We start from the raw sequence: 25,598 nt of genomic DNA, 5'->3' as shown, positions 1-25,598 counted from the left end.
TAATCATAGCGCTCGCCGGTCGCCTGTGCCTGGGCCGCAACACCATAGAGGGCCTTGATGCCCGGGATGGAGGTCTGCACCCGGATGGATTTATACCCCTCCTCCAGATGCTGGCGGATCGAGTCGAACAACTCCGGCAAATCCCGGCCGGAGGCATGCCCGTAGGTGCGCAGGGCCGTCCGGGAGGCGCCGCCGAGCAGCTGATACACCGGCAAACCCGCGACCTTGCCCTTAATATCCCACAACGCCATATCCACCGCCGCGATCGCCGCCATCGTCACCGGCCCCCGACGCCAGTAGGCGCTCCGGTACAGGAACTGCCAGGTGTCCTCGATCCGGTGCGGATCCCGCCCCACCAACAACGGCACCACATGCTCGGTCAGGTACGCTGCAACGGCGAGCTCACGCCCATTCAACGTCGCATCCCCCAACCCCGTAAAACCCTCATCCGTGGTGATCTTCAACGTCACAAAATTCCTCGACGGACTACTAACAACCACATCAGCAGCGGTGATTTTCATGGAGATTCCTTTCAACGAAAGCGGGTGGGGAAATGCAGGGTCGACGCTTCCGGTTGCAGCAACACTGCCTGAAACCACCGGTCACGGTTTGTTTGGACTTAGGGGGCCGCGGGGCCAGGGACAGCGTTGGACAATCTTTCGGCTAGTTTCTGCACGCGATTCCGCACTTCGACGTTGGCCGCAAGAGTTGGATCCAGCAGCTCCAGCAGCCCGCCGATGTCCTCCCCCGCAGGCAATGCCAGCGCCGCTTCAAGCTCGGCGGTCTTGGTGTCCTCCACTGCGGTTCCGGCGGCCCGGGAGGCGCGCAGGAAAGCGATCCAGGAACCGATCATCCGGGCCGCGGCCTCCCCGGAACGGCCCGCAGTCAACTCGGCTTTAAGGACCGGAAAGGCACGCATTCGCAATTTGCTGGAACCGTCCATGGCAATCTGCGCCAGATAATGTGTTATCCGGCTGTTACTGAAGCGTTTCAACAGGGCCTCCCGGTAATCCGGAATGCCCAGACCCGCCACCGGCAAGTCGTCCTGCGCCTCGTCCCAGAAGGCCGTCATCCATGCCCGGCAATCCGGATCAGCCAGCGCCTGAGCGACGGTGCTGTGTCCGCGCAACTGACCGGCGTAGGCCAGCAGCGAATGGGCACCATTGAGCAGCCACAGCTTGCGGTTCTCAAACGGTTCAATGTCGTCCACAAAAACAGCCCCGGCACGCTCCCACTCCGGGCGGCCTGCGGGGAAGTCTCCGCTGAGCACCCAGTTCCTGAACGGCTCGGTGACCACCGGGGCAGCATCGCGCAGTCCCGACGACGCCGCCACCAGCTCCAGCTCGGCATCCGTGGTACGAGGCGTAATCCGGTCCACCGAGGTACTGACAAAGCTCACATTTTCGTCAATCCAAGCGGTCAACTCCGGATCAGCCGCAGCGGCGAGGCCCTGCACGGCCGTGCGTGCAGCGGCGCCGTTGTGTGCCAAATTGTCGCAGGAGACGATTGCGATGGGCCCCGCGCCGGAGCGTCGCCGGGCGTCCAGCGCCTGCACCAGCCGTCCCGTCGCTGTCCTCGCCCACCGGCGGGACTCGCCGCCGTCATCGTTCACATCGTCGTCATTCATTTCGTCGTCGTTCACGAAAGGGCCGCCGGCAGCCGTCCGCGCCGCGAGCAATTTGATGTCAGCTGCTACGGCCGGATCGCCGGCATCCAATTCGCCGTCCGCGCCGAGATGGTAGGCCGCCTCGGTTATTGTCAGGGTCACCAGTGCCGTCGACGGTGCTGCCACCAGTTCGAGCAGCCGGGCTACATCGGCACCGTCATTGGCCTCGACAATGCTCGTGATGACTTCGAAGCTGTCACCACTATCCGCGCGTTCGATTAGCGTGTAGAGCCCATCTTGGGCAGCCAGGGTTAGCGCGGCGTCCGGCCTACGTCCGGTGAAAGCCGCAATTCCCCACTCGCCTTTCGGATCGGCGTGCTGGGTGTACCAGGCCTGGTGGGCGCGATGAAAGGCACCGAGCCCCAGGTGCACGATCCGCACCGGGGCGGGCGGCGGCGCATCGAAGGTTTTGCGACTCAGCAACGGGCCGCTCACGTCCGGGACACTGACGGGTGCGTCGCTCACAGCTTGAACGCCCTGCGCGGCGCGCCGTCCACCACGTCGACAATGATCTTTCGGGCGCGTTCCTGCGAGACCCGGTGCTCCACCACCAGCCGCGCCAGGAAGCTCGCCTCGATCCGGCGGGAGGTATTGTGCCGCGCCGGGATGGAACAAAACGCGCGGGTGTCGTCAATGAACCCGGAGGACCGGGAGAAACCGGCGGTCTCCGTCACGGCGGAGCGGAACCGCAGCATGGCGTCCGGGGCGTCCAGGAACCACCACGGAGCTCCGATGAATACGGAAGGGTAAAAGCCGGCCAGGGGTGCGATTTCCCGGGAAAATACGGTCTCGTCAATAGTGAACGGAATGAAGTGGAAACCGTGGGCCGTGCCAAAGTCCTCCAGCATCGGCCGCAATGCCTCCGTGTAGCTGACCGGGACGGGAATGTCGTGTCCCATGTCGGCGCCGAAGGCTTCGAAGGTGGGAGTGTGGTGATTGCGGAAGACGCCGGGGTGCATTGTCATCACGAGCCCGTCGGCCACGGACATCCGGGCCATTTCGTACATCATGTGGGCCTCGAAGACGTCCGCGTCGGCGGCGGTTGCCTTTCCAAGCCGGGCCTTGTCAAATAGCTCCTGGGCTTGGGCCGCGGACAGCTTCAGCGTCAGGGCCGTCTTCGAGCCGTGGTCTGCTGACACGGCGCCGTGCTCCACAAAGTACTGGCGACGGTTTTCCAGGGCGCGAATGTAACCGGCGTAACCGCTCTGCCCGTCTCCCGCGGCGGAAATCAGCAGCTCCACCCGTGCCGCCCAGTCCGGAGTGTGAAATTTAAGATATGCATCCGGCCGGAAAGTCGGAAGGACGCGGGAAGAGAACGTCGGATCCGCTGCGAGGGCCGCGTGCGCGGCCAAATCATCCAGCGGATCATCGGTGGTGGCCAGCACCTCGATGTTGAAGTCCCTAAACAGCCGACGCGGGCGGAAGTCCGGATCCGAAAGGCGCGCATTGAGCTCGTCATAGATTGCATCGGCAGTCGCCTCGCCGGGCTGCTGGTCAAGCCTGGAAATATCGACGTGGAAAACGTGCTCAAACTCCTGACGGAACCAGTAACCGGACGCTGTTCCCTCAAACAGCGGCCAGGCCTTAATGAACTCGCGCCAGGTGTCCCGCGGCGTGGTGCCGTGTGCTCCGGGGGTGCCGCTGCCGGCGGCACCCAGCCGGTCCAGTGGAATTCCGCTGGAATGAATCAGACGCGTCACGTAATGGTCCGGCGTCACGAGCAGCGTGGCCGGATCAGGAAACGGTGTGTCCTGTTCAATCATGGCCGCGTCCACGTGCCCGTGCGGGGACAGGATCGGCAGCTCCTCGACCAAGCTCAGGAGATTGCGCGCGATGCTCCGCGTGCCTGGATCGGCCGGCAGAAGCCGGTTCGGGTCAGCTGCAATGGATTGTGACATAGGTCAATAGTCAAACAGGGTGTTGGTTTTGTCAACCGGTTGCCAAAGTTTGCCGCACCGACGTTCCGTGACTGTGCTGTCTATCCCTGCAAGGCCACGCTTGGCTCAAAGAGCGGCCGGTGAGTGCTGGCCGCTGGAACCCCGGATCACCAGCTCGGTCGCCAGCTTCGCGGCTTCGGCCCGAAGCGCAGAGTCATCTGCTCTACCGGGCTCGATGGAGGCAGCCAGTTCCGCCAAGATCAAAGTCAGCGCCGTCGCCCCGGTTTCCCGTAGCGGTGATTTAACCGTAGACAACGGCGGAGTCGTAAAATCGGAGCCAAAGATGTTGTCGAAGCCGACGATGCTGAATTCGGCAGGTATCCGGACGCCGGCTGACTGCAATTCCTGCATTAAACCGATTGCCATCAAGTCGTTGTAGCAGATGATCCCGGTTGCGCCGCTTTCCCGGATAGCCGCGGCCATCTCACGGCCGCCATCGACGGTGGGCGTACCGGGGCCAAATTTGCGCACCCGCAGTCCGGACCATTCACAGCGGCCACGGATACTGTCCCAGCGGTGCCCGGACATCCAGGATCTATCCGGTCCGGCGACATAGGCCAAGGATTCGTGTCCCAACGTGGCCAGATGCCGTACCGCTTCCGTCACGCCAGGCTGCACGTCAGCGACGACGCAGCCCACCTCTTCGACCATGCGGTTAATAACGACGACGGGCTTCTTCTTCGCTAATTCACGGATCTGTTCATCGGCCAGACGGGGGCTTGCGAGGATGATGCCATCCACCGTGGTCATGATGCGTTTAGCGGCCAGCAGCTCCGTCTGGGCTGATTCGGCCGATTCAGCCAGCAATAGGGTGTAGTCCCGCGCGGAGGCCGCGCCCTCCGCGCCCCGAATGACATCAAAATATGCCGGGTTGGTGATGTCGGAGACGATCAGCCCGACGGTGTTGGTCTTTCCCGTGGGCAAGGCCCTCGCGAACGGGTTGGCTTGGTAGTTCAGTTGGGCGGCCGCATCCTCGATCTTCTTTTGCGTCTTGGCACTGACTCGTCCCGGTTTGGTCAGTGCACGGGACACCGTCGAAGCATTAACTCCAGCGAGCGCGGCAATATCGTAAATCGTGGCAGGGCTTTGGGCTGTTCGCTGTTTCGCTGCGCGTTGAAGCATGCGCCCGGCTGGAGGCATGGGGCCACTGTCAGGCATAGGGCCACTGTCAGGCATGGGGCACCGTGTCTGGGTAGGACTGCGCATAAAGGGACTTCACGATCCGCAGGGATTTGAGCGCCTCGGCGGGCGAAATCCAGAACGGGCCCGGCCTGTTCAGTGCTGAATAGAAATCCTGGATGAGAAGTTCGTGTGAGAATCCCCAATAGGCGCGGCCAGTCGAGTGGGACGCACGTTCCGGGACCACATCCACGCGACCATCCGGATAGGTCACGGTTAGCCCATTGCGAAGGCTCAGCACGGCCTTCTCTGCCACGATATCCAGCGTTACCGGAGCGTTTACGGTGTTCGCCAATGTTGCGTAAAAAACACTCCGGGCACCGTTGACGTGCGTCAACGCAAGTTCCGCTGTGTCTTCGACCTCGATCACGTCGCCAAGCAGATGGCTCGCCGCGTGACCGCTAACCTCTGCTACTTCCCCCACAAGCCATTGCAGCAGGTCCAACGTGTGGATCGCCTGATTCATCATCAGTCCCCCCCCGCTGCCGGACCAGGTACCGCGCCATGGGCGGTCCTGATAGTAGGCAGCTGACCGGGACCACATCACCGTCGCGGCGCCGCCGGTCACCGCGCCCAGTTCCCCGCTGGAGAGCAGTGCATGCATCGCCTGCACCGGCTCGTTGTAGCGATTTTGAAAACAGACGCCGATTCTCGCTGAGCTGCGGGAGGCGGCCTGCACCAGCCTTTCGCCTCCGATCAGGGTGTGGGCCAGCGGCTTTTCCATCAGGACGTTGACGCCGCGTTCAAGGGCGTCAACGGCCATCGACGCATGTTGACTGTGCGGGGTGCAGATGTGCACCACATCCACGCGGACCTCATCCAACAAGGTCTGATGGTCCGCGTAGCCTTTAACCCCGTGGAACGCGGCAGCAGCGGCCAAACGCGACGGGTCGGCATCGCAGACAGCCACCAGCTCAATATCGGGGTTGGCGGCAATTGCCTCGAAGTGCACGGCCGAGACGTCCCCGCACCCAATCACCGCCGCTGTACGCATATTGCTCCTCTATCACTGGCTGCTGCTTTTTGCCCGGCCGCTGCCATAGCTCAGCTGCGGCCCGGTGTGAGGCGGGAATCCAACGTTTGCCGTGCCCACTCATAGGACATCCGGTGCGACTCAAAGAGCGAGTCGACGCTGGGCTGATCAACCTCAATCATGTAGTCGCCGTCGTAGTCCTCCGGCATCGCGGCAATCACCGCCGGCAGATCGAGCACACCGAGTCCAGGTTCCGCCCATAGCCGTTTGGTTGCCGACACTTCAAAGTACCCCATCCCCTCCCGGGACTGCGGATCCAGGTAGTCCGCAAAGACGTCCTTGAGGTGGATTCCGCCGATCCTGTCCGCGTAGCGGCCGATCATTGCCACCGGGTCAATGCCGGCCCAGCGGAGGTGTCCCGTATCCGGCCCGAAGCCGATAATGTCTTTGCCCAAGGTGTCCAGCAGCCGGGTAATCTCATCTTCTGTCTCAAAAACCCCGCCGATATGGGAGTGATGCAATGGCCGCAGACCTTCGGACTGCAAGGTCCTGCATACCGTCCCCACATTCTCTATGGCCAACTGCAGCCTGTCTTCACTGAAATCCGCGCCCACGGCGGGCTTGGCCAGGCGGGCGGGGAGCGACATGGAGGAGATCATGGTGCGATCCAGTCCCAGCGCCAGCTGGTCCGCCGCGAATGTCTTCGCCCGCTCCACCTCGTCGCCGATCCGGATGGTCTCGTCGAAGGCCGAGTTAAACAGGCTCAACGACGGGGACAGCCCGTAACCGCCGATCCATTCCGAGTAGTCCCCGGCACTCATCCCCTCCGGGACATCGGCTTTGACGGCCGTAAACCCGATTCGCTGGAAGTCCTTGAACGCCTGTTCAAAGACCCCTTTGGACTTATCCACCGACCCGCCCCTGGACCAGTACGGAATGGGGTTCGCTGCCACCTGCGGAACGTGCCGGCGCGGTGTCCCGGTCATGGGTGTCCCGGTCATCGCTGACCTCCCTTGTCCGCAGATGCATCCTTAACCAGGCTTACGGGCTTACCGGTACGTGCTGATTCGTAAACTCCCATGATGACGCTGACGGATTGCCGGTTTTCGGCCAGCCCGACCCGGATCTCCTCTTCGCCTCTCAGCGCGGCCAGGAAGTTGCGGTATTGGTGCCGGTGGGCGTCCGAGAGCTGCCCCGGGTCCGCCCCGGCCGCAGGGGCGGAACTGTCCTGCAGTTGGTAACGATCCAGCTGATTGCTCGGCTCGTTTGAACCGAAAAACTTCTCATCCTTCGCCGAGCCGGCCGCCGTCGTATGAATGTAGGTCAACTTGTCGTTGTCGATCACGGCCGAGCCCTTGTCACCGTGAACCTGCAGACGCGCACTCAGCCCCGGGAAGGCCGCAGTGGACCCGTGCAGAACGCCCAGCGCGCCGCTTTCAAATTTCACCACACCCGCCGCGACGTCCTCGACCTCAATGCGCTCGTGTGCCAGGCACGCCGTGTAGGCAAAGACTTCCACTGGTCTACCCATCGCGGCCACCAGGAGATCCACTGTGTGAACGCCTTGGTTCATCAAGGCGCCTCCACCGTCCATGGCCCAGGTTCCGCGCCAATCGCCGGAATCGTAATAGCTTTGTCCCCGCCACCAGTCAATGGATGCGATCCCCGATGTCAGTCTGCCAAGCTCGCCATTGGCGATTGCGGCAAGCACAATTTCGGTGGACGGATCGAAGCGGTGCTGGGAAATAACGGTGACCTTGGTCCCGGCCTTCTGTTGAGCGGCAATGATTTCGTCGGTCTTTTCCAGCGTCACTTCCGCGGGCTTCTCAATGATTACGTGCTTGCCGGCCTGTAGTGCTTCAATGGCGACCTCCGCGTGCGCTCCGGTCGGCGTGCAAACGGCGACGGCGTCGAACTCGCTCGCCGCGAGCGCATCCGTCAGCGAGGTATAAACGGTCCCACCGTACTGGGCGGAAATAGTTTCCGCCTTGGAACGTTCGACATCGACGACGGCCACCAGCTCCAACTCATCAGCGAGCTCACGCATGACCGTCCCGTGCTGATTGCCGATGATCCCCGCGCCAACGAGAGCGAACCGAATTTTCCTACTGCTGTCCTTAATGGTGTTTGTGCTCATGAAAGTGCCACTCCAATCTTGTTTGTCAGCTCCGCGAATGCGCGGGCGGCTTCGCCGAAGGCAAGCGGTCCGGAAAATCCTCCCAGGGCGTTGGTATCGGCCAGGTGCGGCTCCAGCGACGCATATCCGCGGTAGCCGTCGTCGCGCAGGGCCGTGAGCGTCTCAAGCAGCTGTCCGTCACCACGGCCGGCGGGAACTACCTGTCCGGTGGCCAGCAGCGCGTCTTTGACCTGCAGGTATTCCAAGTGCGGGCGCAGCATGGCATAGGCCTGGCTAAAGGGCCGCACGCCGACCTGGACAAAGTTCGCGGAATCCCAAGCCACTTTGAGGGCGTCCGAGCCTACCGATTCGATGATGTCCAGGACCCGTTCCGGGGTATCTCCATAGATTTCTTTTTCGTTTTCGTGCAGCAGAACGACGTTGGACTGCTCCGCCTCGTCGGCGAGCAGGCGCATCCGTACAAGCACGTCGTCACGAACACTCGCCGCTGCAATACCTGCTGCCCGATAAAAGGAAAAAACACGGACATACTTGCTGTCCAGCGCCTTGGCCACGTGGATGACCTTGCGCAGGCGCTCGACTTCGTGATCCGGGTCAAGGGAAACATCCACTTTGCCAATCGGCGAGGCGACGGCGGAGACTGCAAGCCCCCTGGCGTCCAATGTCTTTCGCAACGCTGCCGTCTGCTCCGCGTCCAAATCCACCACGTTGATGCCCCAGGCGCTGCGCACCTCAATGTTCCTTGCCCCCAAGGCCAGCAGCACGCAGGCCTGCAGCTCCGGGTCCGGATCGATCTCGTCGCCAAATCCGGAGAGCTTCCACTTCACAGCCACGTCGGTGTGCATCTATTTCTCCACTTCGAATGGATGGTTCCCCGTCTTCCGGACGGACAAGGTTAGTGCCGTCCCGTTCGGGCCGCGCACCGTTCGTGATGCAGAACACGTGGCGGGCTTCTGGCTGGAAGTCTACCGGTCGCTGGACAGTTTGACAACCGATTGCCAAAAGCAGCGAAAAGCCATTTTTAGCTGGGCATCGAATCGGTCCTGCCAGCTCCATGGGCTCGCCAGCCCAAGCGCGCCGCCTATTCGGGGCGGACGCCGGTGGACTCCCGGACCGTCAGATGCGTCGGCAACCGGGTCATCTGGTGTCCAGCGGGCGAGCCTCCGGCGATCCTGGCGAGCAGCATGCTGGTGGCTACCCGGCCCGCCTGCTCGATCGGCGCGGTAATGGTCGTCAACGGGGGATTGCAGAAATTCGCACCGAAAATGTCATCACAGCCTACAATGCTGATATCCGCGGGGACGTTAACCCCCCGGGCAATAAAGCGCTGCAGCATTCCGATGGCCAGCAGATCGTTGAAGGCCACACACGCTGTGGCACCGGTGATCAGCACGGCATCGGCCGCGGCCGCCCCGGACGTCGGTTTCGGCGCATAGGGTCCGATCCGCAGCGCCTGGACACCGTGCCGGGCCGCCGCTGCTTCGAACGCCTGCCAGCGCCACTGGTTAGTCCAGGATTTAGCCGGTCCGGAGATGAAGGCAAGCCGGGCGTGATTGAGCGACACCAGATGCTCCACCGCCTGCTGGACACCCATGGTGGTATCGATAAGCACGGTGGGGACGACGGCGTCGTTGCGGTTAACCGTCACTAAAGGGATCCGTGTCGCGGCCTCGGCCAGAATCGCGTCCGGGAGCCGGGAGGCCGCGAGAATCACACCGTCGGCAGCCGTCATCATGGACTCCAACGCGGAGCGTTCGACGTCGGCCGATTCCTCCGTGTCAACGAGCAGCTGGGTATAGCCGGCGGCCTTGAGCTGTTCCTGCGTCCCGTGGATGATGTCGAAATAGAACGGATTGGTGATGTCCGGAACCAGCAGGGCCACCGCTCCGGTTCTCGCACCCGGTGCCGGACGATTACGCGAATTGGGCACGTACCCCAGCTCCCCCGCAGCAGCCAGGACCAGTGCCCTGGTGCCGGCACTGATCCGTCCCGGATCCGACAGGGCGCGGGAAACGGTGGACGTCGCCACGCCCGCACGGGCTGCGACGTCATGAATAGTTGCCCGCTTCTGCGTCCGATCTATGCTCACGCCGATGCCCTCTCCGGGCGGAAAAGTATCCGCTGTAGGACCTTATCCAATACCTTTGGCAAATTTTTGGCAACTCCTTGCGCACTATTTGCCGCACTGGGTAGAGTCTGGCTCATTACCCGCATCGATGTGGCCGGGATCACTCCGAGCCACAGGGCCAGTTAGAGGAGGAACACGGTGGAAATAACCAGAAAGAAGTTTCTTACCGCGGTAGGAGGGGCCGGAGCGTTGTCCCTGGCCCTGGCAGCCTGCGGCGGGAACAGCACGAGCTCCAGCACCGGCAGTAACGGCAAGGTCGATGGCACGGGCAAGACACTGACCGTTCTGTTCAGTACCAAACCGCAGTACCCGCAGGAACAGCAGGCCTGGTTCAAGAAGACCGCCGATAAGTTCAAACAGGAAACCGGAGCTACGCTCCAGTGGGAAACCTTCCCTACTGCCAACGACGAAATGACCCGCATTCAGACCTCGGTGGTTTCGGGAACGGGGCCGGATGTCTACGGTCTGGGCACAACATTCACTCCCACCGCGTACTCGACGGGCGCGTTCGTAAAGCTCGGCGATGCCGAGTGGAACATGATCGGCGGCAAGGACAAGTTCGTTCCCGCGTCGCTGGGTATCTCCGGACCCGATGATAAGAATCAAATCGGTATCCCGTTCGTCAGCCGTCCCTTCGTAATGGCCTACAACACCGAGCTCCTGCAGAACGCCGGCATCGACAAGCCGGCGACAACGTGGGACGAATTCTCCGAGCACGGCAAAAAACTGACGTCCGGCGATCAATTCGGCCTGGCTATCGCCTACAAGGACAACTTCGACCCCTGGAAGTTCATCTGGGGCATGTCTATCCAGGCCGGAAACAAGCTGATCGACGGCAAGAGTGTGAAGATCGATGATCCAACCGTCAAAAAGGCCTACGAAACCTACTTCGGCTGGCTGACGAATGATCACTCGGTGGACCCGGCGTCCGTCGGTTGGGGCAACGCGCAGGCACTGGCCGCGTTCGCCGCGGGTAAGGCCGCTTATTTCCCGATGACCTCTCCACTGAGTATCCCCACCTTGGATAAATCCGCGGTGAAAGGCAAGTACAAGTACGCACTGATGCCCATGATCCCCCCCGGAGCCACCAGCCGGCCTCCCAACGGCGTTGAAGCCGCCAGCATCCTCTCCGGCGACAATCTGGTGGTCGCCGACTACTCCAAGCAAAAGGACCTGGCCTTTGCGTTCATCAAAATGATCACGGAAAAGGATGCCCAGTCCGACTACTACTCGATTTTTGGGGAACTGCCGACGAACGCGGACGCCGCCAAGGCTCTGAACAACGATCCGATGGTTGCTCCCGCCCTGGAGTCCGCTGCCAAATCGGTGGCGACGCCGTTCAGCGGCGCCTGGGGCGATGTGCAGCTGGCCCTGACCAACGTCGCCGTCCAGTCCATTCCGGATCTGGCCGCTGGTTCCGTCAGCGATTCTGATCTCTCCTCCCGACTCAAGGACGCCCAGTCCAAGTCCCAAGCGGCCCTGGACCGGGCAAAGTAAACCAGCCAGCGAAGCATCGGAAATAACTGCAGGCGTAAGGAAGCACAGTGTCGATTGAGGCAACACGCAAGAACCGGCGGACCGCCCCCGGGCGGTCCGCCGGTGACGGCCCTTCGCGGAAGAGTAGGAAACGTAAGGGCGTAACCGAACGGAACCGGCCGCTCTGGCTGCTGGCGCCCGGCGGATTGCTGATGACGCTGGTCATCCTCATCCCGCTGGCACTAGGCATCTACATGTCGGTTATTGATCTCGATCAATACACCCTGCGCAAGTGGCTCAGCACGCCGTTCATCGGAGTCGAAAACTTCATTGAGGCGATCACCAAGACCGAACTGCTGCGCGCGATTTGGATCAGTGTCTCGTTCGCCATCATTTCCACCGTGGTAACCGTCCCCCTCGGGGTGGCCGCCGCGGTGGTGACGCAGAACGCGTATCGGGGACGCGCCGTCGTCCGGGCAGTCTTCCTGATTCCATACGTCCTGCCGTCCTTCGTGGTAGCCACCGTTTGGAAGACCATGCTGCAGCCGGACGGAATCGTTAATACGGTGCTGCATAATGTCGGGATCGAGGGCGGTTTGTGGCTGAACGGGCCGCAGTCGTACTGGACGCTGATCCTGGTGGAGATCTGGGCGGCGTGGCCTTTCATCTATCTGCTCGCGCTCGCAGGCCTGCAATCGGTGGACCACGAGGTCCATGAGGCCGCGGCCCTGGACGGCGCCCTTTGGTGGCGCAAGCTGCGCTACGTGATCTTCCCGTATCTGAAGGGCCCGGTTTCACTGGCTTTCCTGCTGGGCACCCTGAACCACATTAACAACTTCACCCTGCCGTTCGTGCTGTTCGGCGCACCAGCTCCGGCGGACGTCAATGTACTGCCGATTCTGGTCTATGTGACCAGCTTCCAGAGCTTCCGGTTCGGTCTCAGTGCCGCGATGGCAGTGGTATCCCTGATCCTGATTCTCATTCCGCTGTTTATTTATCTGCGGGCGGTCAAGCTGGACGTCCACGAGGATGGAGTCAAAAAATGAGCACGCGCTTAAGCGAGAAACAACTCCGCAGTAAAAAACAACGCGTATCCGCGCGAACCGGCCGCAGCGCCCAAGTCACCCGGCTGATGCCAACACCGCTGATCGCTGTTCTGACGACGTTGCTGTGCCTGCTGGTGCTGGTTCCGATCGCTTACATTTTCCTGGCCTCCCTTAATACGGACGCCGGCGTAGCGGGCGGGGAATTTTGGCCGAGCCAGTTTTCCTTCGAAAGCTACACGAAGATCTGGACCACCGTTGGGTTGGGCCGGGGCATCACGAACAGCCTAATTGTTGCCGGGTCCGTGGCAGTTGTTTCGGCCGTCATCGCCATCGGGACGGCCTACGTCCTGGTCCGCTTTACCTTCTTCGGCCGCCTGACCGTGCTGCGCGGGCTCCTCGGTCTGCAAAGCATTCCGGGAACGCTGATGGTGCTGCCGGTCTTCGTGCTCTTCTCCTCCGCGGGAACGTACTTCGGCATTTCCGTGATCGGCAGCCGCTGGGGGCTGTTCATCGCATACCTGACTTTTGCCTTGCCGTTCTCCACCTGGGTCATGGTCACCTATCTGCGCGGGCTTCCACGGGAATTGGAAGAAGCAGCACGCATTGACGGCGCATCCAATCTGGGCATTCTGTTCAAGATCATCATTCCGCTCAGTTGGCCGGGCATTGTGGTGTCCGGTATCTTCGCCTTTTTGCTCGGCTGGAATGACGTACTGTTCGCCTCCGTCCTTACCCGGCCCGATACGGCGACGGCGGCCATCGCCTTGCAGGTGTTCAGCGCCGGTCAGGAGGGCGGAGCAATTCCGGTCTACAGCCAGATGATGGCCGCTGCCTTGGTGTGTGCGGTGCCCGTGGTGCTGCTGTACCTGATCTTCCAGCGGTATCTGGTCGGCGGGCTCACCGCGGGGGGCGTGAAATAGGCCCGTCGGCAGGAAAACCATACAGTTAACGATAAAGAAAACCACATGAGCACGGCCGCTGGTGACGCCGTGCAGCGCGGCGGGGCTCCACAACGGCGGGCCACGATCAACGACATTGCGGCGGTATGCGGCGTGGCGGCCTTCACCGTATCCCGGGCATTTTCCACGCCCTGGCGGGTCAACGTCCACACCCGGGAGCGGATCGATGCGGCCGCCGCGCAGCGGCGCTACATTCCAGGTTCCCGGGACAAGGTGTCTGGTCCCGGCCGGGCGAACGCCGTCGCCGGTTATACCCAGTTGCTGGTGGACACCGAGGAGTCCGAAGAAGTTGAGGCACGTACCTTGGAACAGGTGCGCAGAACGGCCGACGGCGCCATCCTCACAGCGCCAGCTACGCGGGGAGGTGCTTTGGGCAGCTGCCGGCAAGCTGCCGATGGTCACAATTAACCGCCAGGTGGAAGGGATCCCGTCTGTCATTCTGGACACCCCCGCGGCCACCACGCAGGCTTTGGACCATCTGATTTCACTGGGCCATTCCAAAATCGCCTTCATCGCCGGCCCCGATGCCGCGCGTTCTGGCCAGCCCCGCTGGCAGACGCTGGGCGCCGCTGCGCAGGATCGTGCAGTTGACGTCCGCAGACTTGGACCCTTTGCACCACGCACCTATTCCGGTCCCGCCGCTGCCGACGCTCGAAGCCGCCGGCTTCAGCCCTTGGTCCGGGGACCGCTGACGTGGGCTGCCGCACCGGCCGGCAGACGTACGGTATCGATACTGCACAGCAATACCAGAACCGCCATGGCCAGGAACGCGACACGATATTTCATCAGGGGGTCGGAGCCGAATGCGAACACCGTTCCCGCCGCTCCCCCATTGCCCAGCCCCGCTCCCACCCGCACCGCCAGTGCGCCCACCGCAATACCCAGTCCCGCTCCGAGCTGGCTGATCGTGGCGGAAAGCGCATTGGCAGAGTTCATCTTCTCCGGTCCGATGTCGGCAAACTGTATGGAGTTGTAGGCTGTGAATCCGATCGAGCGGAACGCGCCGCTGACCACCAACAGGATAAAAATCAGCGGCTCCGCCGTCACCGCGGGCATCACGGCACAAACCACAAAGGTCGCAGCGGAACCAAAGATGGCCAGCAGCAGCACGCTTTTGAAACCCAGCCGACGAATCAGCGGGGTAGTCGCCGGCTTGATCCCGATGTTTCCCACAAAGACCGCGGCCACCATCAGCCCGGAGCGCACCGGATCCCAGCCGTAACCATCCTGGAACAGCAGCGGCAGCAGGAACGGGGCCGAGCTGATGGCGATCCGGAAGATGAAACCACCGGCGTTGGAGGCCCGGAACGTGCGCACGGTAAAGGTGGAGAGGTCAAAGAGCGACCGCGGCCTATGTCGCATCCAGCGGATCCCAAGACCGCCAATGACGGCGGCGAAAACCAGCAGGCCGACGGCGGCACTGAGCAGGGCGCCCCCGGTACCGTCTGCACCGCCACCACTTGCACCGGCGCCGGCACCGGCCGAGAGAAGCTCCAGCCCGATCACCAAGGCGCCGATCGCCGCGCTGGAACAGCCGAAGCCAACCCAGTCCAGACCGGTATGTGCCGCCGGTGCCCGCAGCGGCACCATCCGTGCCGCTGCCCGGAATGCGACCGCACCGAGAGGAATATTGATCAGGAAGATCCAGTGCCAGGACAAATAAGCGGTCAACACGCCGCCGACCAACGGCGCAATCACCGGGGCCAGCAGCGCCGGCCAGGTGAGGAAGGCAATCGCCCGCAGCAGGTCCTTCTTCTCTGTGCTTCGCAACACCACAAGCCGGCCCACCGGCACCATCATGGCCCCGCCGATCCCCTGCAGGATCCGGCTCATTGTGAGCAGCGTCAGGTCCGGGCTCAGCGCGCACAACCCGGACGCGAGTGTAAACACCGCAATGGCAGTGCAGAAGATCCTGCGGTCACCGAACCGCTCGGTCAACCACCCGCTCAGCGGGATGCACATCGCAACGGTCACCAAATACGCCGTCATGGTGATGTTCACATCGGCGGAGGCCACGTTGAAATCCCCGGCAATGCTGGGCACGGCGGTGACCAGGACCGTTCCGTCCAGATTCTCCATAAAGAACGTCGCCGCCGCCAGCAAGGCCAGCCCCCGGCCCGGGACTGAACGGCCAGTCGGATCTGCAGAATCCCCGGCCGGGGTCCAATCAGCGCGCACCGTACCTGCCGTGCCTGCCGGCTACCAACTCGTTCGCAGCGGGCGACCTTCGTCGTACCCGGCAGCGGACTGCACGCCCACTATGGCGTTGCGGTGGAATTCGGCCAGGTTCCGGGCGCCCGCGTACGTCATCGAGCTGCGCAGACCGGAGGTGATCAGGTCCAGCAGGTCCTCCACCCCGGGGCGTGCCGGGTCCAGGTACATCCGCGAGGACGAGATCCCCTCCTCGAACAAGCCCTTTCGGGCCCGGTCAAAGGCACCGTCGCGCTGCGTTCGGTGCTGCACGGCCCGCGCCGAGGCCATCCCGAAGCTTTCCTTATAGCGTCGACCTTCGCTGTCCGTATTCAGGTCTCCGGGGCTTTCATAGGTGCCGGCAAACCACGAGCCGATCATGACCTGGCTTGCGCCTGCGGCAAGGGCCAATGCGACGTCACGCGGATACCGCACCCCGCCATCGGCCCAAACCGAGGCACCCAGCTCCGCGGCGGCGGCGGCACACTCGTGGACGGCAGAAAACTGCGGGCGGCCGACGGCGGTCTGCATCCGGGTAGTGCACATGGCACCGGGCCCGACCCCTACCTTGATGATGTCGGCTCCCGCCGCCACCAGATCACGGACACCGTCGGCACTGACCACGTTGCCCGCCACGATCCGGGCATCACCGGCCACCCGGCGCACGGCCTGGACCGCCTCGATCATCTTCCGCTGGTGACCATGGGCCGTATCCACCACCAACGTATCGACGCCGGCTTCGAGCAGCGCACTGGCCTTCGCCTGCACATCACCGTTAATGCCGACGGCGGCCGCCACCCGAAGCGCGCCGGTGTTGTCCACCGCGGGCCGGTAAATCGTCGAACGCAGGGCCCCCGTGCGGGTCAGCGCACCAATCACCTTGCCCTCCCGGAGCACCGGGGCAAAATCGGAGCCGGCAGCGTCCAGCAGTTCAAAAGCATCCCGAAGGGCACCAGCTTGCTTGTCGGCCACCGCGGTGTTGTCAAAGGGACCGGCATGATCAAAGGGAGTCGCGTGATCAAAGGGAGCGGCATCAAGGGTCACGACGTTGCTGTGCAGCACTGACCGGAGGGAGGAAAAACGGTCCACGTCCACGCAGTCGGCGGCCCGGACCAGCCCCACAAAGGTGCCCGCGTCGCCGTCGTCCCCCTCGGGCCCTGCAATTATCAGCACGGCATTATGCGGTCGCTTGCTCATCAGGTGCAGCGCGTCGATCACCGTATCCTGCGGCGTTAAAGTCAGCGGAGTTTCGAACAACAGGTCCCGCTGTTTCACCCAACTCGTCACGTCGCGGACCACCGGCAGCGGAATGTCCTGTGGCAGAACCGCCAGACCACCCCGCCGCGCAACGGTCTCCATCATGCGCTTACCCGTCACGGCAGTCATATTGGCCACCACCAGTGGAATGGTGGTTCCGGTTCCATCACTGCTGGACAGGTCCACGTCCAGGCGGGAAGCCACTTCCGAACGGGACGGGACGAGGAAGACGTCCGAGTACGTCAGGTCTGTGCTGGGAGTGTTCAGGAACCGCATGGGCACTACCTTCGATCGAACGGAAAAAGAGAGAACGGAACACACTGCGAAAATTCTGCTGCGGCCAGAACGCCGTTACTGCAGATAAAAAGACCGTTGCTGACGGGCCCAGGGGCCCGTTCACGCCAACATGACGAGTCTAGCCAGAAACTCCCCGCAGGCCGGAGCCAGATTGGCCTGCGCCTTGTTCTTCTCACTAGACTGTCATGGGGCGAAGGTTTGAAAGACCCGGTCCGGGCAAGGCAGAACATGGCAGAAACCGCACGGCAGAACGCAGGAGCAGCTCCCGCGTGCGGCCAGGTCCTGTCAGCGGGCAACTAGAACTCACGGAAGAGGCGTATTCCACGTGCCAGATCAACCAATCCACCGTCTACCCGAGGACTTTGGCGGAAACGAGTGGCTCGTTGACGAGCTGTATGAGCGGTATCAGGAGAACAAAAAATCTGTCGATGCCAAGTGGTGGCCGCTCTTCGAATCCTTCGATTCAGACGGCGGAAATACGGCTGACGGACGCCAATCGTCAAATTCAGGCACCGGGAATCCGGTAACCCGGGAACTTCCCATCGTGCCGGCAGCAGCCGGTGCAGCGGCGGCGGTGCCCGCGAAGCCGCCCGCGACAACCAAACCTGCGGCCGCAGCTGCCCCTGCCAAGCCCACGAACACGCCGGGGGCAACCAAACCTGCCCCCACAGCCGGCAAGACCACAGCTGCCGCTGCCCCCGCAGCTGCCACTTCCCCTTCCGCGGCTTCAGCCGGCGGCGCCCGTGCCGCGGCTGCCGGGCCGTCGACTCGGCCGGCTCCGGCGAAGGATGCGGCCCGCAACAACTCGACGCCTATACCTGCCCAGCTCCCCCGCACCGCGAAGGACAACTCGATCCCCGAAGAGGACACGAAGACCGTTCTGCGTGGACCGGCGAAGGCCATCGCCACGAACATGATTACCAGTTTGGAGGTCCCCACTGCCACCAGTGTGCGGGCAATCCCTGCCAAGCTGCTCATTGACAACCGCTTGGTGCTGAACTCAAATCTCGCCCGGGCCAAGGGCGGGAAGGTTTCGTTCACCCACCTGATCGGCTATGCCGTGATCCGGGCGCTGGCCCAGTTCCCGTCCATGAACGTCCACTACGACGAGGCGGACGGCAAGCCCGTTGCGGTGCAGCCTGCACATGTAAACTTCGGCATCGCCATCGACATGCCCAAGCCCGATGGTTCCCGCCTTTTGGTAGTACCGAATATCAAGAAGGCGGAGACGCTGAACTTCTCCGAGTTCTGGCAGACCTACGAGGCCCTTATTAAGCGGGCCCGTAACGGTAAGCTGACCGCCGATGACTATTCCGGCACCACGGTCTCCCTGACCAACCCCGGGGGCATCGGCACCGTACACTCGGTGCCGCGTTTGTCCAAGGGGCAGGCCGCCATCATCGGGGTTGGTGCCCTCGACTACCCCGCCGAGTTCCAGGGCACCAGCGCTAAGATCCTTGCGCGGAACGCGATCAGCAAGGTCCTCACGCTGACCTCCACTTACGACCACCGGGTGATTCAGGGAGCCGGCAGCGGTGAGTTCCTGCGGCTGGTCCAGCAGCTTCTCCTCGGTGCGCAGAACTTCTACGACGAGATCTTCGAATCTTTGCGGATCCCCTACGAGCCGGTCCGCTGGAGCCCCGACCTGCAGGTTGACCCTGCGGAAGAGATCAACAAGGTGGCCCGGATCCAACAGCTGATCCACTCCTACCGTGTCCGCGGACACCTCATGGCGGACACGGATCCGCTGGAATATGTCCAGCGCAAGCACCCGGATCTGGACGTGCTGACCTACGGACTGACACTATGGGACCTGGACCGCGAATGGCCCACCGGCGGCTTTGGCGGCAAACCGATGCTGAAATTCCGCGACATCCTCGGCGTGCTCCGCGATGCCTACTGCCGTACGACCGGCATCGAGTACATGCACATTCAGGATCCCGAACAGCGCCACTGGTTCCAGGACCAGCTGGAACACCCGTACTCCAAGCCCAGCCGTGAAGAACAGCTGAGGATTGTTTCCAGGTTAAATGCGGCAGAGGCCTTTGAGACTTTCCTGCAGACCAAGTTCGTCGGCCAGAAGCGTTTTTCCCTCGAGGGCGGAGAATCGCTGATCCCGCTGCTGGACAACATCATCTCCGACGCTGCGGACGACGGTCTGGACGAGGTGGCGATCGCCATGGCACACCGCGGCCGCCTGAACGTGCTCACCAACATTGCCGGCAAAACCTACGCGCAGGTGTTCCGCGAATTTGAAGGAACCCAGGATCCGCGCAGTGTGCAGGGCTCCGGTGACGTGAAATATCATCTGGGCACCGAAGGCACCTTCACCTCGGACAAGGGCAATATAACCAAGGTCTACTTGGCTGCGAACCCGTCCCACTTGGAAGCCGCAGACGGAGTCATTGAAGGCATTGTCCGCGCCAAGCAGGACCGTCTCGATCAGGGCGAAGAGTTCCCCGTGCTGCCGATCATGGTGCACGGAGACGCCGCGTTCGCCGGGCAGGGCGTTGTCGCCGAAACGCTGAACCTGTCCCAGCTGCGCGGCTACCGCACCGGTGGAACCATTCACGTCGTAGTGAATAACCAAGTCGGATTCACCACGGCGCCGTCGTCCTCCCGCTCTTCTGTGTACTCCACCGATGTAGCGAAGATGATCCAGGCGCCGGTTTTCCATGTCAACGGCGATGACCCGGAAGCCGTTGTCCGGGTGGCTCAGCTGGCCTATCATTTCCAGCAGAAATTCCGCAAGGATGTTGTCATTGATCTGGTCTGTTACCGCCGTCGCGGCCACAACGAGGGCGATGACCCGTCGATGACGCAGCCGCTGATGTACAACCTGATCGAAGCCAAGCGTTCGGTCCGCCGGTTGTACACCGAGGCCCTGATCGGCCGCGGCGATATTTCCGAGGAAGAGGCCGAGCAGTTATTGCGGGACTACCAGGAGCGTCTGGAACGCGTCTTCGCGGAAACGCACGCCGCGCAGACGTCCCCTATTCCGGTCGTCCCCACCGATTCGCAGGCAGTATCGGATCTGGAGCGGCCGGCCGCGCAGCAGGCCGACGGCGGTGTGAACGAACCGACGTCCACAGCCATCACGGCGGAGGTACTGGCGCAGATCGGCCACGCGCACGTTAGCGTGCCGGAGGGCTTTACGGTCCACCCAAAGCTCAAGGCGCTGCTGGAAAAGCGCGATTTGATGTCCCGTGAAGGCAATATCGACTGGGGCTTTGGCGAGCTCGTCGCCCTTGGCTCGCTGCTGATGGAGGGCGTGCCGGTCAGAATGGCCGGTCAGGACACTCGCCGCGGCACGTTCGTCCAACGCCACGCGGTCTTCCACGACCGCGCCAACGGCAATGAGTGGACGCCGCTGACCGAGCTCAGTGATTCACAGGCGAAACTGTGGATCTACGATTCGCTATTGTCCGAATACGCAGCCATGGCCTTTGAATACGGCTACTCGGTGGAGCGCCCGGATGCCCTCGTGATCTGGGAGGCCCAGTTCGGCGACTTCGCCAACGGCGCCCAGACGGTAGTGGACGAATTCATTTCCTCGGCCGAGCAGAAGTGGGGGCAGCGTTCCTCCCTGGTACTGCTATTGCCGCACGGCTATGAAGGTCAGGGCCCGGACCACTCGTCCGCCCGGATCGAGCGCTACCTGCAGATGTGTGCGGAGGAAAACATGATCGTCGCCAACCCGACGACTCCCGCTTCGCACTTCCATCTGTTGCGCCGTCAGGCATACAGCAAGCCGCGCAAACCGCTGATTGTCTTTACGCCCAAACAGCTGCTGCGCCTGAAGGCAGCCGCATCGGCCGTCGAGGACTTCACGTCGGGTAGCTTCCGCCCGGTTATTGGTGACGAGGCAGTGCAGGATGGAAACGCCGTCGAACGCGTGGTTCTGGTCTCCGGCCGGCTCTACTACGATCTGCTGGCGGCCCGGCAGAAAGCACAGGACAGCAAATCTGCCATTATCCGGGTGGAGCAGCTGTATCCCCTGCCGCTGGCGGAGATTAGTGCCGAGCTCGCCAAGTACCCGAACGCGGACATTGTCTGGGCGCAGGATGAGCCTGCCAACCAGGGACCCTGGCCGTTCATGGGCCTGAATCTGGCGCCGAAACTGGACCGTGCGCTGCGTCTGATATCCAGGCCGGCCTCGGCCTCAACGGCCACCGGCTCGGCAAAGCGACATGCCGTTGAGCAGGCTCTGCTGCTGAAAAAAGCATTCGAACGCCAGTAGCAGCAGCGGATGTCCGGCCTGCACGGCAGGGAGGGCATCCGTTACGGCAGTAACATCCAGCACCGGGGCATTTAACCGTCACGGCAGTTCCTAACGCAGTACACGAGAGGTCAATAGTGGAGGACAGGAAACTGCGGATTGCCGCGGTTGGAGATGAGCTCATTGCGGGCGTGGGCGACCCGCGCGCACTGGGTTGGCTCGGCCGTGTACTGGCCCGGACCCCGCAGGAGGGGATGTCCTTGGAGGCGTACCCGCTACCGAGCCCGCAGGAAGGCACCGAGGCACTCGCCGGGCGCTGGCTGCAGGAGTGCGGCCGGCGCTTTGGCGACTTCCACGAAAATCGGCTGGTCATCGGGCTCTCCGGCCGCGACATAGATTTTGGTCTATCCACGGCCCGCAGCCGGCTGAACCTGGCTAACATCCTCGACGGCGCCGCCCAACTGAGCATCCCGGCCTTTGTCGTCGGCCCTCCGCCCAGCCTCGACCCGGCCTTGAACAAGAAGCTCGCGGACCTGAACACGGCCTTCGCAGACGTCACCACGCGGCGCAAGCACCGGTACGTGGATACTTTCTCCCCGCTGCAGAATCACGAGCAGTGGCGCACCGATCTGGCTGCGAATGGCGGCACACCGGGGCAGGCCGGCTACGGTCTCATGGCGTGGCTGGTCCTGCACCGCGGCTGGTATCAGTGGCTCAACATCCCCGAAGCTCTCTAGCCGGTCCTGGCAGAAAGTTCTCTAACCGGCACCCGGCAGGCAGACTTCCACGGTGCCGTCGATGATGCGTGTCTGGAAGACTGGTTGGGGTGAGGTTGCCGGGCCGTGCACGACCTCGCCGGTAAGAAGGGAAAAAACGCTTTCGTGCCAGGGACACATAACGCAGGCTGTGCCGTCGGCGGTCTGCAGCGTCCCCTGGCTCAATGGCCCGGAGAGGTGGCTGCAGGTGTCGGAGAGGACGTGCACTCCGTCGTGCTTTGTCCGCAGGACCAGCAGCGGAACCGTATTAAGCATCCGGCGCTCCATTTTGCCCTCGGTGAGTTCGTCCAGCGGCACCAGCTGCTGCCATCCGGGCCGGACCAGGTGCGGAACATCCTCGGTGTGATTGGCACCGGCTGCCTGCCGGTAGGCCAAATGCCCGCCCAGCCAGCCGCCGGCCATCACCACGGCAAGACCGGAATATCCGAGCACCTTCCCGCTACGTGATCTACCGCGCAGACGCTGCAGCAAAGATCCCGTGTACAGGCCGACGGCGGCCAGGTTGGCAGCCGAATGCAGCACGCCAACACGCTGCTGCTGTTCATGGAGCTCGGAAAAGTCCACATAGCCGGCAAGCGCTGACGGCCCGGCGGTACCCAGCCCGACCGCTACCAGAGCGGTAGCCGCAGGAGCCCCACCGGGCAGGGAATCAAGCACCGCCGCGCTGATCCATGCACCAAGGGGAACCTGCACCAGCAATGGATGCAGCGGGTGTCCCAGTGGTACTCCGTGCAGTACGTCCCGCAACCAACGCGGGCGGACGGCCCTGTTCACCACATCACGGACGGCACCGGCCACCGGGTCCAGCGCCTTTAAGTTCTCCAGACGGTCGACGGCGTTCAACAGCGGAAGCGTTTTCACGGTTTCTCCTGCTCTTACTGCTCTCGGGTACTTACTGGTCCTGCTGCTTGAGCTTCTCCTGCAACCTGTCGATGTGCTCGGAGGCATCCGCCTTACTGATGTCAGCAGGTATTTCTTCGCCCGCCTGACGCGCCAAATTGTCAAGGTAACTGCGCTGCGCCCCGGTCATAGGCTCATCCCCGGTAACCCAGTCCTGCGGATCTTTCGCAGCGCTGTCGCTGGGCTCCGGCGTAGGACTGCCAAGCATTTCCTCACTCATTGCTCTCTCCCGAACGGCTCTGCCGGGTCTTGCGTTCACGGGCCTTCTGCAACGCGTCGACCAGTTCGCCCTTGCCCATGCCCGAACGTCCCGGCACGTGCAGCTTCTTGGCCAACTCGTACAGATGCTCCTTGGAGGCGTTGGCATCGACGCCGCCCGCGGTGGGCAGGTCGGTGTCCTTGCCGCCCTTGGCCTGGCTGTCGGAGGGACCAGCCTGATCCTTCGCCTCCCAGCGATCGCCGACCTTCTCATAGCTGTGTTTGAGCGAAGCGTACGCGGTGCGTGCGGCACGTTCGGCGTCGTCGTACTCCCCCATCGCGGAATCATACGTCTGCGCAAACGTCGCCTGCGCATGTTCACTCGAACGCTGCAACGTCCCCGGCAGCTCACTGTTTCTCGGGTGTCCGCTCTTGTCTGATTTCGGCACCAGCTGATCCTCTCTCACTGATTGTGCGCAGTTATCTGCGCGGCCACCTTCGCCGCTGTAGTTCCGGACGTTTGCTCATTAAGCCCCTGTCCCCGGCCAATCGACCTTGCCTTCGTATTCCTCACGGCTGCTGACAATATCGGCGACAAAGGCACAGTGCGGGATGATCCGCTTCCCCCGGTTGACCGCATCCGCCAAGGCAAAAAGCGCCAGTTTCGTCGCCAGGCCCTGTCCTTGGAACTTCTCCACGGTTTCCGTGTGCAAAAAGTCGACGCTTTCCGGGCGCTCCAGGTAAGTGATGGTCACCGCAGGCTCCACACCGACGAGCCCCTCATAGTGCTTCCGGTCATCCCGGCGGGCCATGGAAACGTTTGTGCTGGCATCCTCGCTCATACCCTGAGCCTTGCACTTCTTCGCCGCGGAGACAACCGCCCGGTACGTGCCGGCCGGCCGGCCGAGACAACAAACCAGCGCGTGCTCCCTCAGTGCGTGAACACGATCTTTCCCTGCACGTCGCCAGTGAGCATCCGGGCAAATCCTTCCCTGGCCTGCTCCAGCGGCCGCACCGAATCAATTAGGGGTCGGGCACCGGAACTGACCAGGAACTGCGCCAACCGGTGGAATTGCGACCGGTTGCCCATAGTGGATCCCAATATCTGCAGCTGTGTGAAAAAGACCCTGCTCAGCTCCGCCGGTGGATTGAACCCGCTGGTCGCACCGCAGGTAACTATCGCGCCCCCCGGTTTGAGACTCTTAAGGGAATGATTCCACGTTGCCTGGCCCACGGAGTCAAAAACCACGTCTACCCGCTCGGGCAGTCGCGCTCCGGGTTCGAAGGCTTCCGCCGCACCCAGGCCCAGGGCGGCGGCTCGTTTGCCCTCGGTTCGTCCGGTCACCCAGACCCGAAAGCCCGCTTTCGCTGCCATCGTGATGAGGGCCGTAGCCACGCCGCCCCCGGAACCTTGAACCAGGATGGTGGAACCGGGGCCGACCGGAGAGACTGAAAAGAGCATCTTGAAAGCGGTCAGCCAGGCAGTTGACAAACAACCTGCTTCTTCCCAGCTCAGTTCGGCCGGTTTCGGCAGCACATTCCCCGCAGGGACCCAGACATAATCGGCAAACGTCCCGGGATGGACCTCGGAGAGCAGACTGCGCTTGGGGTCCAGTGTCTCATCGCCGCGCCAACCGTCGGTTGGAATCACTGCATGCACCATCACCTCCTGGCCGTCCTCGTCGATGCCTGCTCCGTCGCAGCCCAACACCATCGGCAGCTTGTCTGCGCTAAGCCCCATTCCGCGGAGCGAAAACAGATCGTGATGGTTCAGCGCTGACGTCTTCAACGTGACCTTGACCCAGCCGGGCGGACCGGCAACGTCGTCGAGCTCTCCAACCTCCAATCCGGACAACGGATCGTCGGCGGAAATGGCGGTCGCGAACACTGCACGCATAACAGGTCTCCTTCGGCTGGACTTACCTCGATACTATCGATCCACCCCACACGGGATGGTCGACGGGGCATCAACACCGGTTAGGTCAGCGGCCACGGCGTGTGGGAGACTAGAGGGCGAATCTTTTCCAAATCGTTTCAGAAGATGGGAGGCAGCTATGTCTAAGCGTGCACGCAAGCGTCGTGACCGGAAGCGTGGCGGCGCAAACCACGGTAAGCGTCCCAACGCTTAACCCTTGTGCTCAAAGCTGAAAGAGACCTCTTGAACCATTCGGTTTGGGAGGTTTCCTTTTGCCCGCGGACCGCGCTGACCGCGCCGGCCTGCAGCAGCAGCAAGATAAAATCGAGAAACCTCGTTTTTAAT

At 62.6% G+C, this 25,598-nt stretch carries 23 protein-coding genes; 7 read left to right on the top strand and 16 right to left on the bottom strand.

Annotated features, from left to right (window positions below; genetic code table 11):
• The 9 genes from IV500_RS19695 to IV500_RS19655 all read right to left on the bottom strand — a co-directional run.
• Positions 1–521: enolase-like domain-containing protein (locus tag IV500_RS19695; protein ID WP_512699642.1), on the bottom strand; the 521-nt coding region annotated here is incomplete at its 3' end.
• Between the two features lie 98 nt (positions 522–619).
• Entirely contained in the window at positions 620–2,131 is a 1,512-nt protein-coding gene (locus IV500_RS19690) for a mannitol dehydrogenase family protein (protein ID WP_376770231.1), read from the bottom strand.
• The gene (uxaC, locus tag IV500_RS19685; RefSeq protein WP_196398516.1) at positions 2,128–3,564 is read right to left on the bottom strand and encodes a glucuronate isomerase; all 1,437 of its coding nucleotides are present in this window, start codon (positions 3,562–3,564) and stop codon (positions 2,128–2,130) included. The genes IV500_RS19690 and uxaC overlap by 4 nt, the downstream gene beginning before the upstream one ends.
• A gap of 105 nt (positions 3,565–3,669) precedes the next feature.
• Positions 3,670–4,743, bottom strand: a complete 1,074-nt coding sequence (locus IV500_RS19680; protein ID WP_230855223.1) for a LacI family DNA-binding transcriptional regulator — start codon at positions 4,741–4,743, stop codon at positions 3,670–3,672.
• 28 nt (positions 4,744–4,771) lie between these two features.
• Positions 4,772–5,776, bottom strand: coding sequence for a Gfo/Idh/MocA family protein (locus tag IV500_RS19675; protein WP_196398514.1), 1,005 nt, complete (start codon positions 5,774–5,776; stop codon positions 4,772–4,774).
• A 50-nt stretch (positions 5,777–5,826) separates the two neighbouring features.
• Positions 5,827–6,756, bottom strand: coding sequence for a sugar phosphate isomerase/epimerase family protein (locus IV500_RS19670; protein ID WP_230855222.1), 930 nt, complete (start codon positions 6,754–6,756; stop codon positions 5,827–5,829).
• The gene (locus IV500_RS19665) at positions 6,753–7,892 is read right to left on the bottom strand and encodes a Gfo/Idh/MocA family protein (protein WP_196398513.1); all 1,140 of its coding nucleotides are present in this window, start codon (positions 7,890–7,892) and stop codon (positions 6,753–6,755) included. The genes IV500_RS19670 and IV500_RS19665 overlap by 4 nt, the downstream gene beginning before the upstream one ends.
• Positions 7,889–8,737, bottom strand: a complete 849-nt coding sequence (locus tag IV500_RS19660) for a sugar phosphate isomerase/epimerase family protein (protein WP_196398512.1) — start codon at positions 8,735–8,737, stop codon at positions 7,889–7,891. Before IV500_RS19660 ends, IV500_RS19665 begins: the two co-directional genes overlap by 4 nt.
• A 236-nt stretch (positions 8,738–8,973) precedes the next feature.
• On the bottom strand, positions 8,974–9,981 hold the full coding sequence (locus IV500_RS19655) for a LacI family DNA-binding transcriptional regulator (protein ID WP_196398511.1): 1,008 nt from the start codon (positions 9,979–9,981) through the stop codon (positions 8,974–8,976).
• A 183-nt stretch (positions 9,982–10,164) separates the two neighbouring features.
• Between IV500_RS19655 and IV500_RS19650 the strand changes: the two genes are divergently transcribed.
• From IV500_RS19650 to IV500_RS21725, 4 genes are all read left to right on the top strand, one after another.
• Positions 10,165–11,517, top strand: a complete 1,353-nt coding sequence (locus IV500_RS19650; RefSeq protein ID WP_196398519.1) for an ABC transporter substrate-binding protein — start codon at positions 10,165–10,167, stop codon at positions 11,515–11,517.
• A gap of 47 nt (positions 11,518–11,564) precedes the next feature.
• A complete protein-coding gene (locus IV500_RS19645) occupies positions 11,565–12,542 on the top strand; it encodes a carbohydrate ABC transporter permease (RefSeq protein ID WP_312875997.1) in 978 nt (325 codons plus the stop codon).
• A gap of 86 nt (positions 12,543–12,628) precedes the next feature.
• A complete protein-coding gene (locus IV500_RS19640; protein ID WP_230855232.1) occupies positions 12,629–13,462 on the top strand; it encodes a carbohydrate ABC transporter permease in 834 nt (277 codons plus the stop codon).
• A gap of 45 nt (positions 13,463–13,507) precedes the next feature.
• Positions 13,508–13,909, top strand: a complete 402-nt coding sequence (locus tag IV500_RS21725; protein WP_230855221.1) for a LacI family DNA-binding transcriptional regulator — start codon at positions 13,508–13,510, stop codon at positions 13,907–13,909.
• 258 nt (positions 13,910–14,167) lie between these two features.
• Here IV500_RS21725 and IV500_RS19630 read toward each other — a convergent pair whose 3' ends face one another.
• Together IV500_RS19630 and guaB1 are read right to left on the bottom strand one after the other, a co-directional pair.
• Positions 14,168–15,679, bottom strand: a complete 1,512-nt coding sequence (locus IV500_RS19630; RefSeq protein ID WP_376770230.1) for an MFS transporter — start codon at positions 15,677–15,679, stop codon at positions 14,168–14,170.
• A 21-nt stretch (positions 15,680–15,700) separates the two neighbouring features.
• Positions 15,701–17,224 (bottom strand): GMP reductase, encoded by a 1,524-nt coding sequence (gene guaB1, locus IV500_RS19625; protein WP_196398509.1) that lies wholly within the window; start codon positions 17,222–17,224, stop codon positions 15,701–15,703.
• A gap of 346 nt (positions 17,225–17,570) precedes the next feature.
• On the opposite strand from guaB1, the gene IV500_RS19620 reads away from it, so the two are divergent.
• Both IV500_RS19620 and IV500_RS19615 read left to right on the top strand, forming a co-directional pair.
• A complete protein-coding gene (locus IV500_RS19620) occupies positions 17,571–21,485 on the top strand; it encodes a multifunctional oxoglutarate decarboxylase/oxoglutarate dehydrogenase thiamine pyrophosphate-binding subunit/dihydrolipoyllysine-residue succinyltransferase subunit (RefSeq protein ID WP_196398508.1) in 3,915 nt (1,304 codons plus the stop codon).
• 116 nt (positions 21,486–21,601) lie between these two features.
• Positions 21,602–22,201: a GDSL-type esterase/lipase family protein gene (locus tag IV500_RS19615; RefSeq protein WP_196398507.1), complete on the top strand. Its 600-nt coding sequence runs from the start codon at positions 21,602–21,604 to the stop codon at positions 22,199–22,201.
• 21 nt (positions 22,202–22,222) lie between these two features.
• On the opposite strand, the gene IV500_RS19610 is transcribed toward IV500_RS19615, so the two are convergent.
• From IV500_RS19610 to IV500_RS19590, 5 genes are all read right to left on the bottom strand, one after another.
• Positions 22,223–23,101 (bottom strand): Rieske (2Fe-2S) protein, encoded by an 879-nt coding sequence (locus IV500_RS19610; protein ID WP_196398506.1) that lies wholly within the window; start codon positions 23,099–23,101, stop codon positions 22,223–22,225.
• A 31-nt stretch (positions 23,102–23,132) separates the two neighbouring features.
• Positions 23,133–23,360 (bottom strand): DUF3072 domain-containing protein, encoded by a 228-nt coding sequence (locus IV500_RS19605; RefSeq protein WP_196398505.1) that lies wholly within the window; start codon positions 23,358–23,360, stop codon positions 23,133–23,135.
• On the bottom strand, positions 23,353–23,787 hold the full coding sequence (locus IV500_RS19600) for a ChaB family protein (RefSeq protein WP_196398504.1): 435 nt from the start codon (positions 23,785–23,787) through the stop codon (positions 23,353–23,355). Before IV500_RS19600 ends, IV500_RS19605 begins: the two co-directional genes overlap by 8 nt.
• A 78-nt stretch (positions 23,788–23,865) precedes the next feature.
• Positions 23,866–24,180: a GNAT family N-acetyltransferase gene (locus IV500_RS19595; protein WP_196398503.1), complete on the bottom strand. Its 315-nt coding sequence runs from the start codon at positions 24,178–24,180 to the stop codon at positions 23,866–23,868.
• 89 nt (positions 24,181–24,269) lie between these two features.
• On the bottom strand, positions 24,270–25,235 hold the full coding sequence (locus IV500_RS19590; RefSeq protein WP_196398502.1) for a zinc-binding dehydrogenase: 966 nt from the start codon (positions 25,233–25,235) through the stop codon (positions 24,270–24,272).
• Between the two features lie 157 nt (positions 25,236–25,392).
• Between IV500_RS19590 and IV500_RS22355 the strand changes: the two genes are divergently transcribed.
• Positions 25,393–25,467 carry a 50S ribosomal protein bL37 gene (locus tag IV500_RS22355; RefSeq protein ID WP_104061284.1) on the top strand — a complete coding sequence of 25 codons (75 nt, stop codon included), beginning with the start codon at positions 25,393–25,395 and terminating at the stop codon, positions 25,465–25,467.
• Positions 25,468–25,598: the final 131 nt, after the last annotated feature.

Origin of the sequence: Arthrobacter terrae, assembly GCF_015708085.1 — a bacterium.
GTDB lineage: Bacteria > Actinomycetota > Actinomycetes > Actinomycetales > Micrococcaceae > Arthrobacter_M > Arthrobacter_M terrae.
This window is presented reverse-complemented; position numbering and strand designations above follow the sequence as displayed.

Coding starts and splice junctions, on each gene's coding strand:
- uxaC (WP_196398516.1), bottom strand. CDS start 3,564: ATGTCACAATCCATTGCAGCTGACCCGAACCGGCTTCTGCCGGCCGAT.
- IV500_RS19680 (WP_230855223.1), bottom strand. CDS start 4,743: ATGCCTCCAGCCGGGCGCATGCTTCAACGCGCAGCGAAACAGCGAACA.
- IV500_RS19675 (WP_196398514.1), bottom strand. CDS start 5,776: ATGCGTACAGCGGCGGTGATTGGGTGCGGGGACGTCTCGGCCGTGCAC.
- IV500_RS19670 (WP_230855222.1), bottom strand. CDS start 6,756: ATGACCGGGACACCCATGACCGGGACACCGCGCCGGCACGTTCCGCAG.
- IV500_RS19665 (WP_196398513.1), bottom strand. CDS start 7,892: ATGAGCACAAACACCATTAAGGACAGCAGTAGGAAAATTCGGTTCGCT.
- IV500_RS19660 (WP_196398512.1), bottom strand. CDS start 8,737: ATGCACACCGACGTGGCTGTGAAGTGGAAGCTCTCCGGATTTGGCGAC.
- IV500_RS19640 (WP_230855232.1), top strand. CDS start 12,629: ATGCCAACACCGCTGATCGCTGTTCTGACGACGTTGCTGTGCCTGCTG.
- IV500_RS21725 (WP_230855221.1), top strand. CDS start 13,508: ATGAGCACGGCCGCTGGTGACGCCGTGCAGCGCGGCGGGGCTCCACAA.
- guaB1 (WP_196398509.1), bottom strand. CDS start 17,224: ATGCGGTTCCTGAACACTCCCAGCACAGACCTGACGTACTCGGACGTC.
- IV500_RS19605 (WP_196398505.1), bottom strand. CDS start 23,360: ATGAGTGAGGAAATGCTTGGCAGTCCTACGCCGGAGCCCAGCGACAGC.
- IV500_RS19595 (WP_196398503.1), bottom strand. CDS start 24,180: ATGAGCGAGGATGCCAGCACAAACGTTTCCATGGCCCGCCGGGATGAC.
- IV500_RS19590 (WP_196398502.1), bottom strand. CDS start 25,235: ATGCGTGCAGTGTTCGCGACCGCCATTTCCGCCGACGATCCGTTGTCC.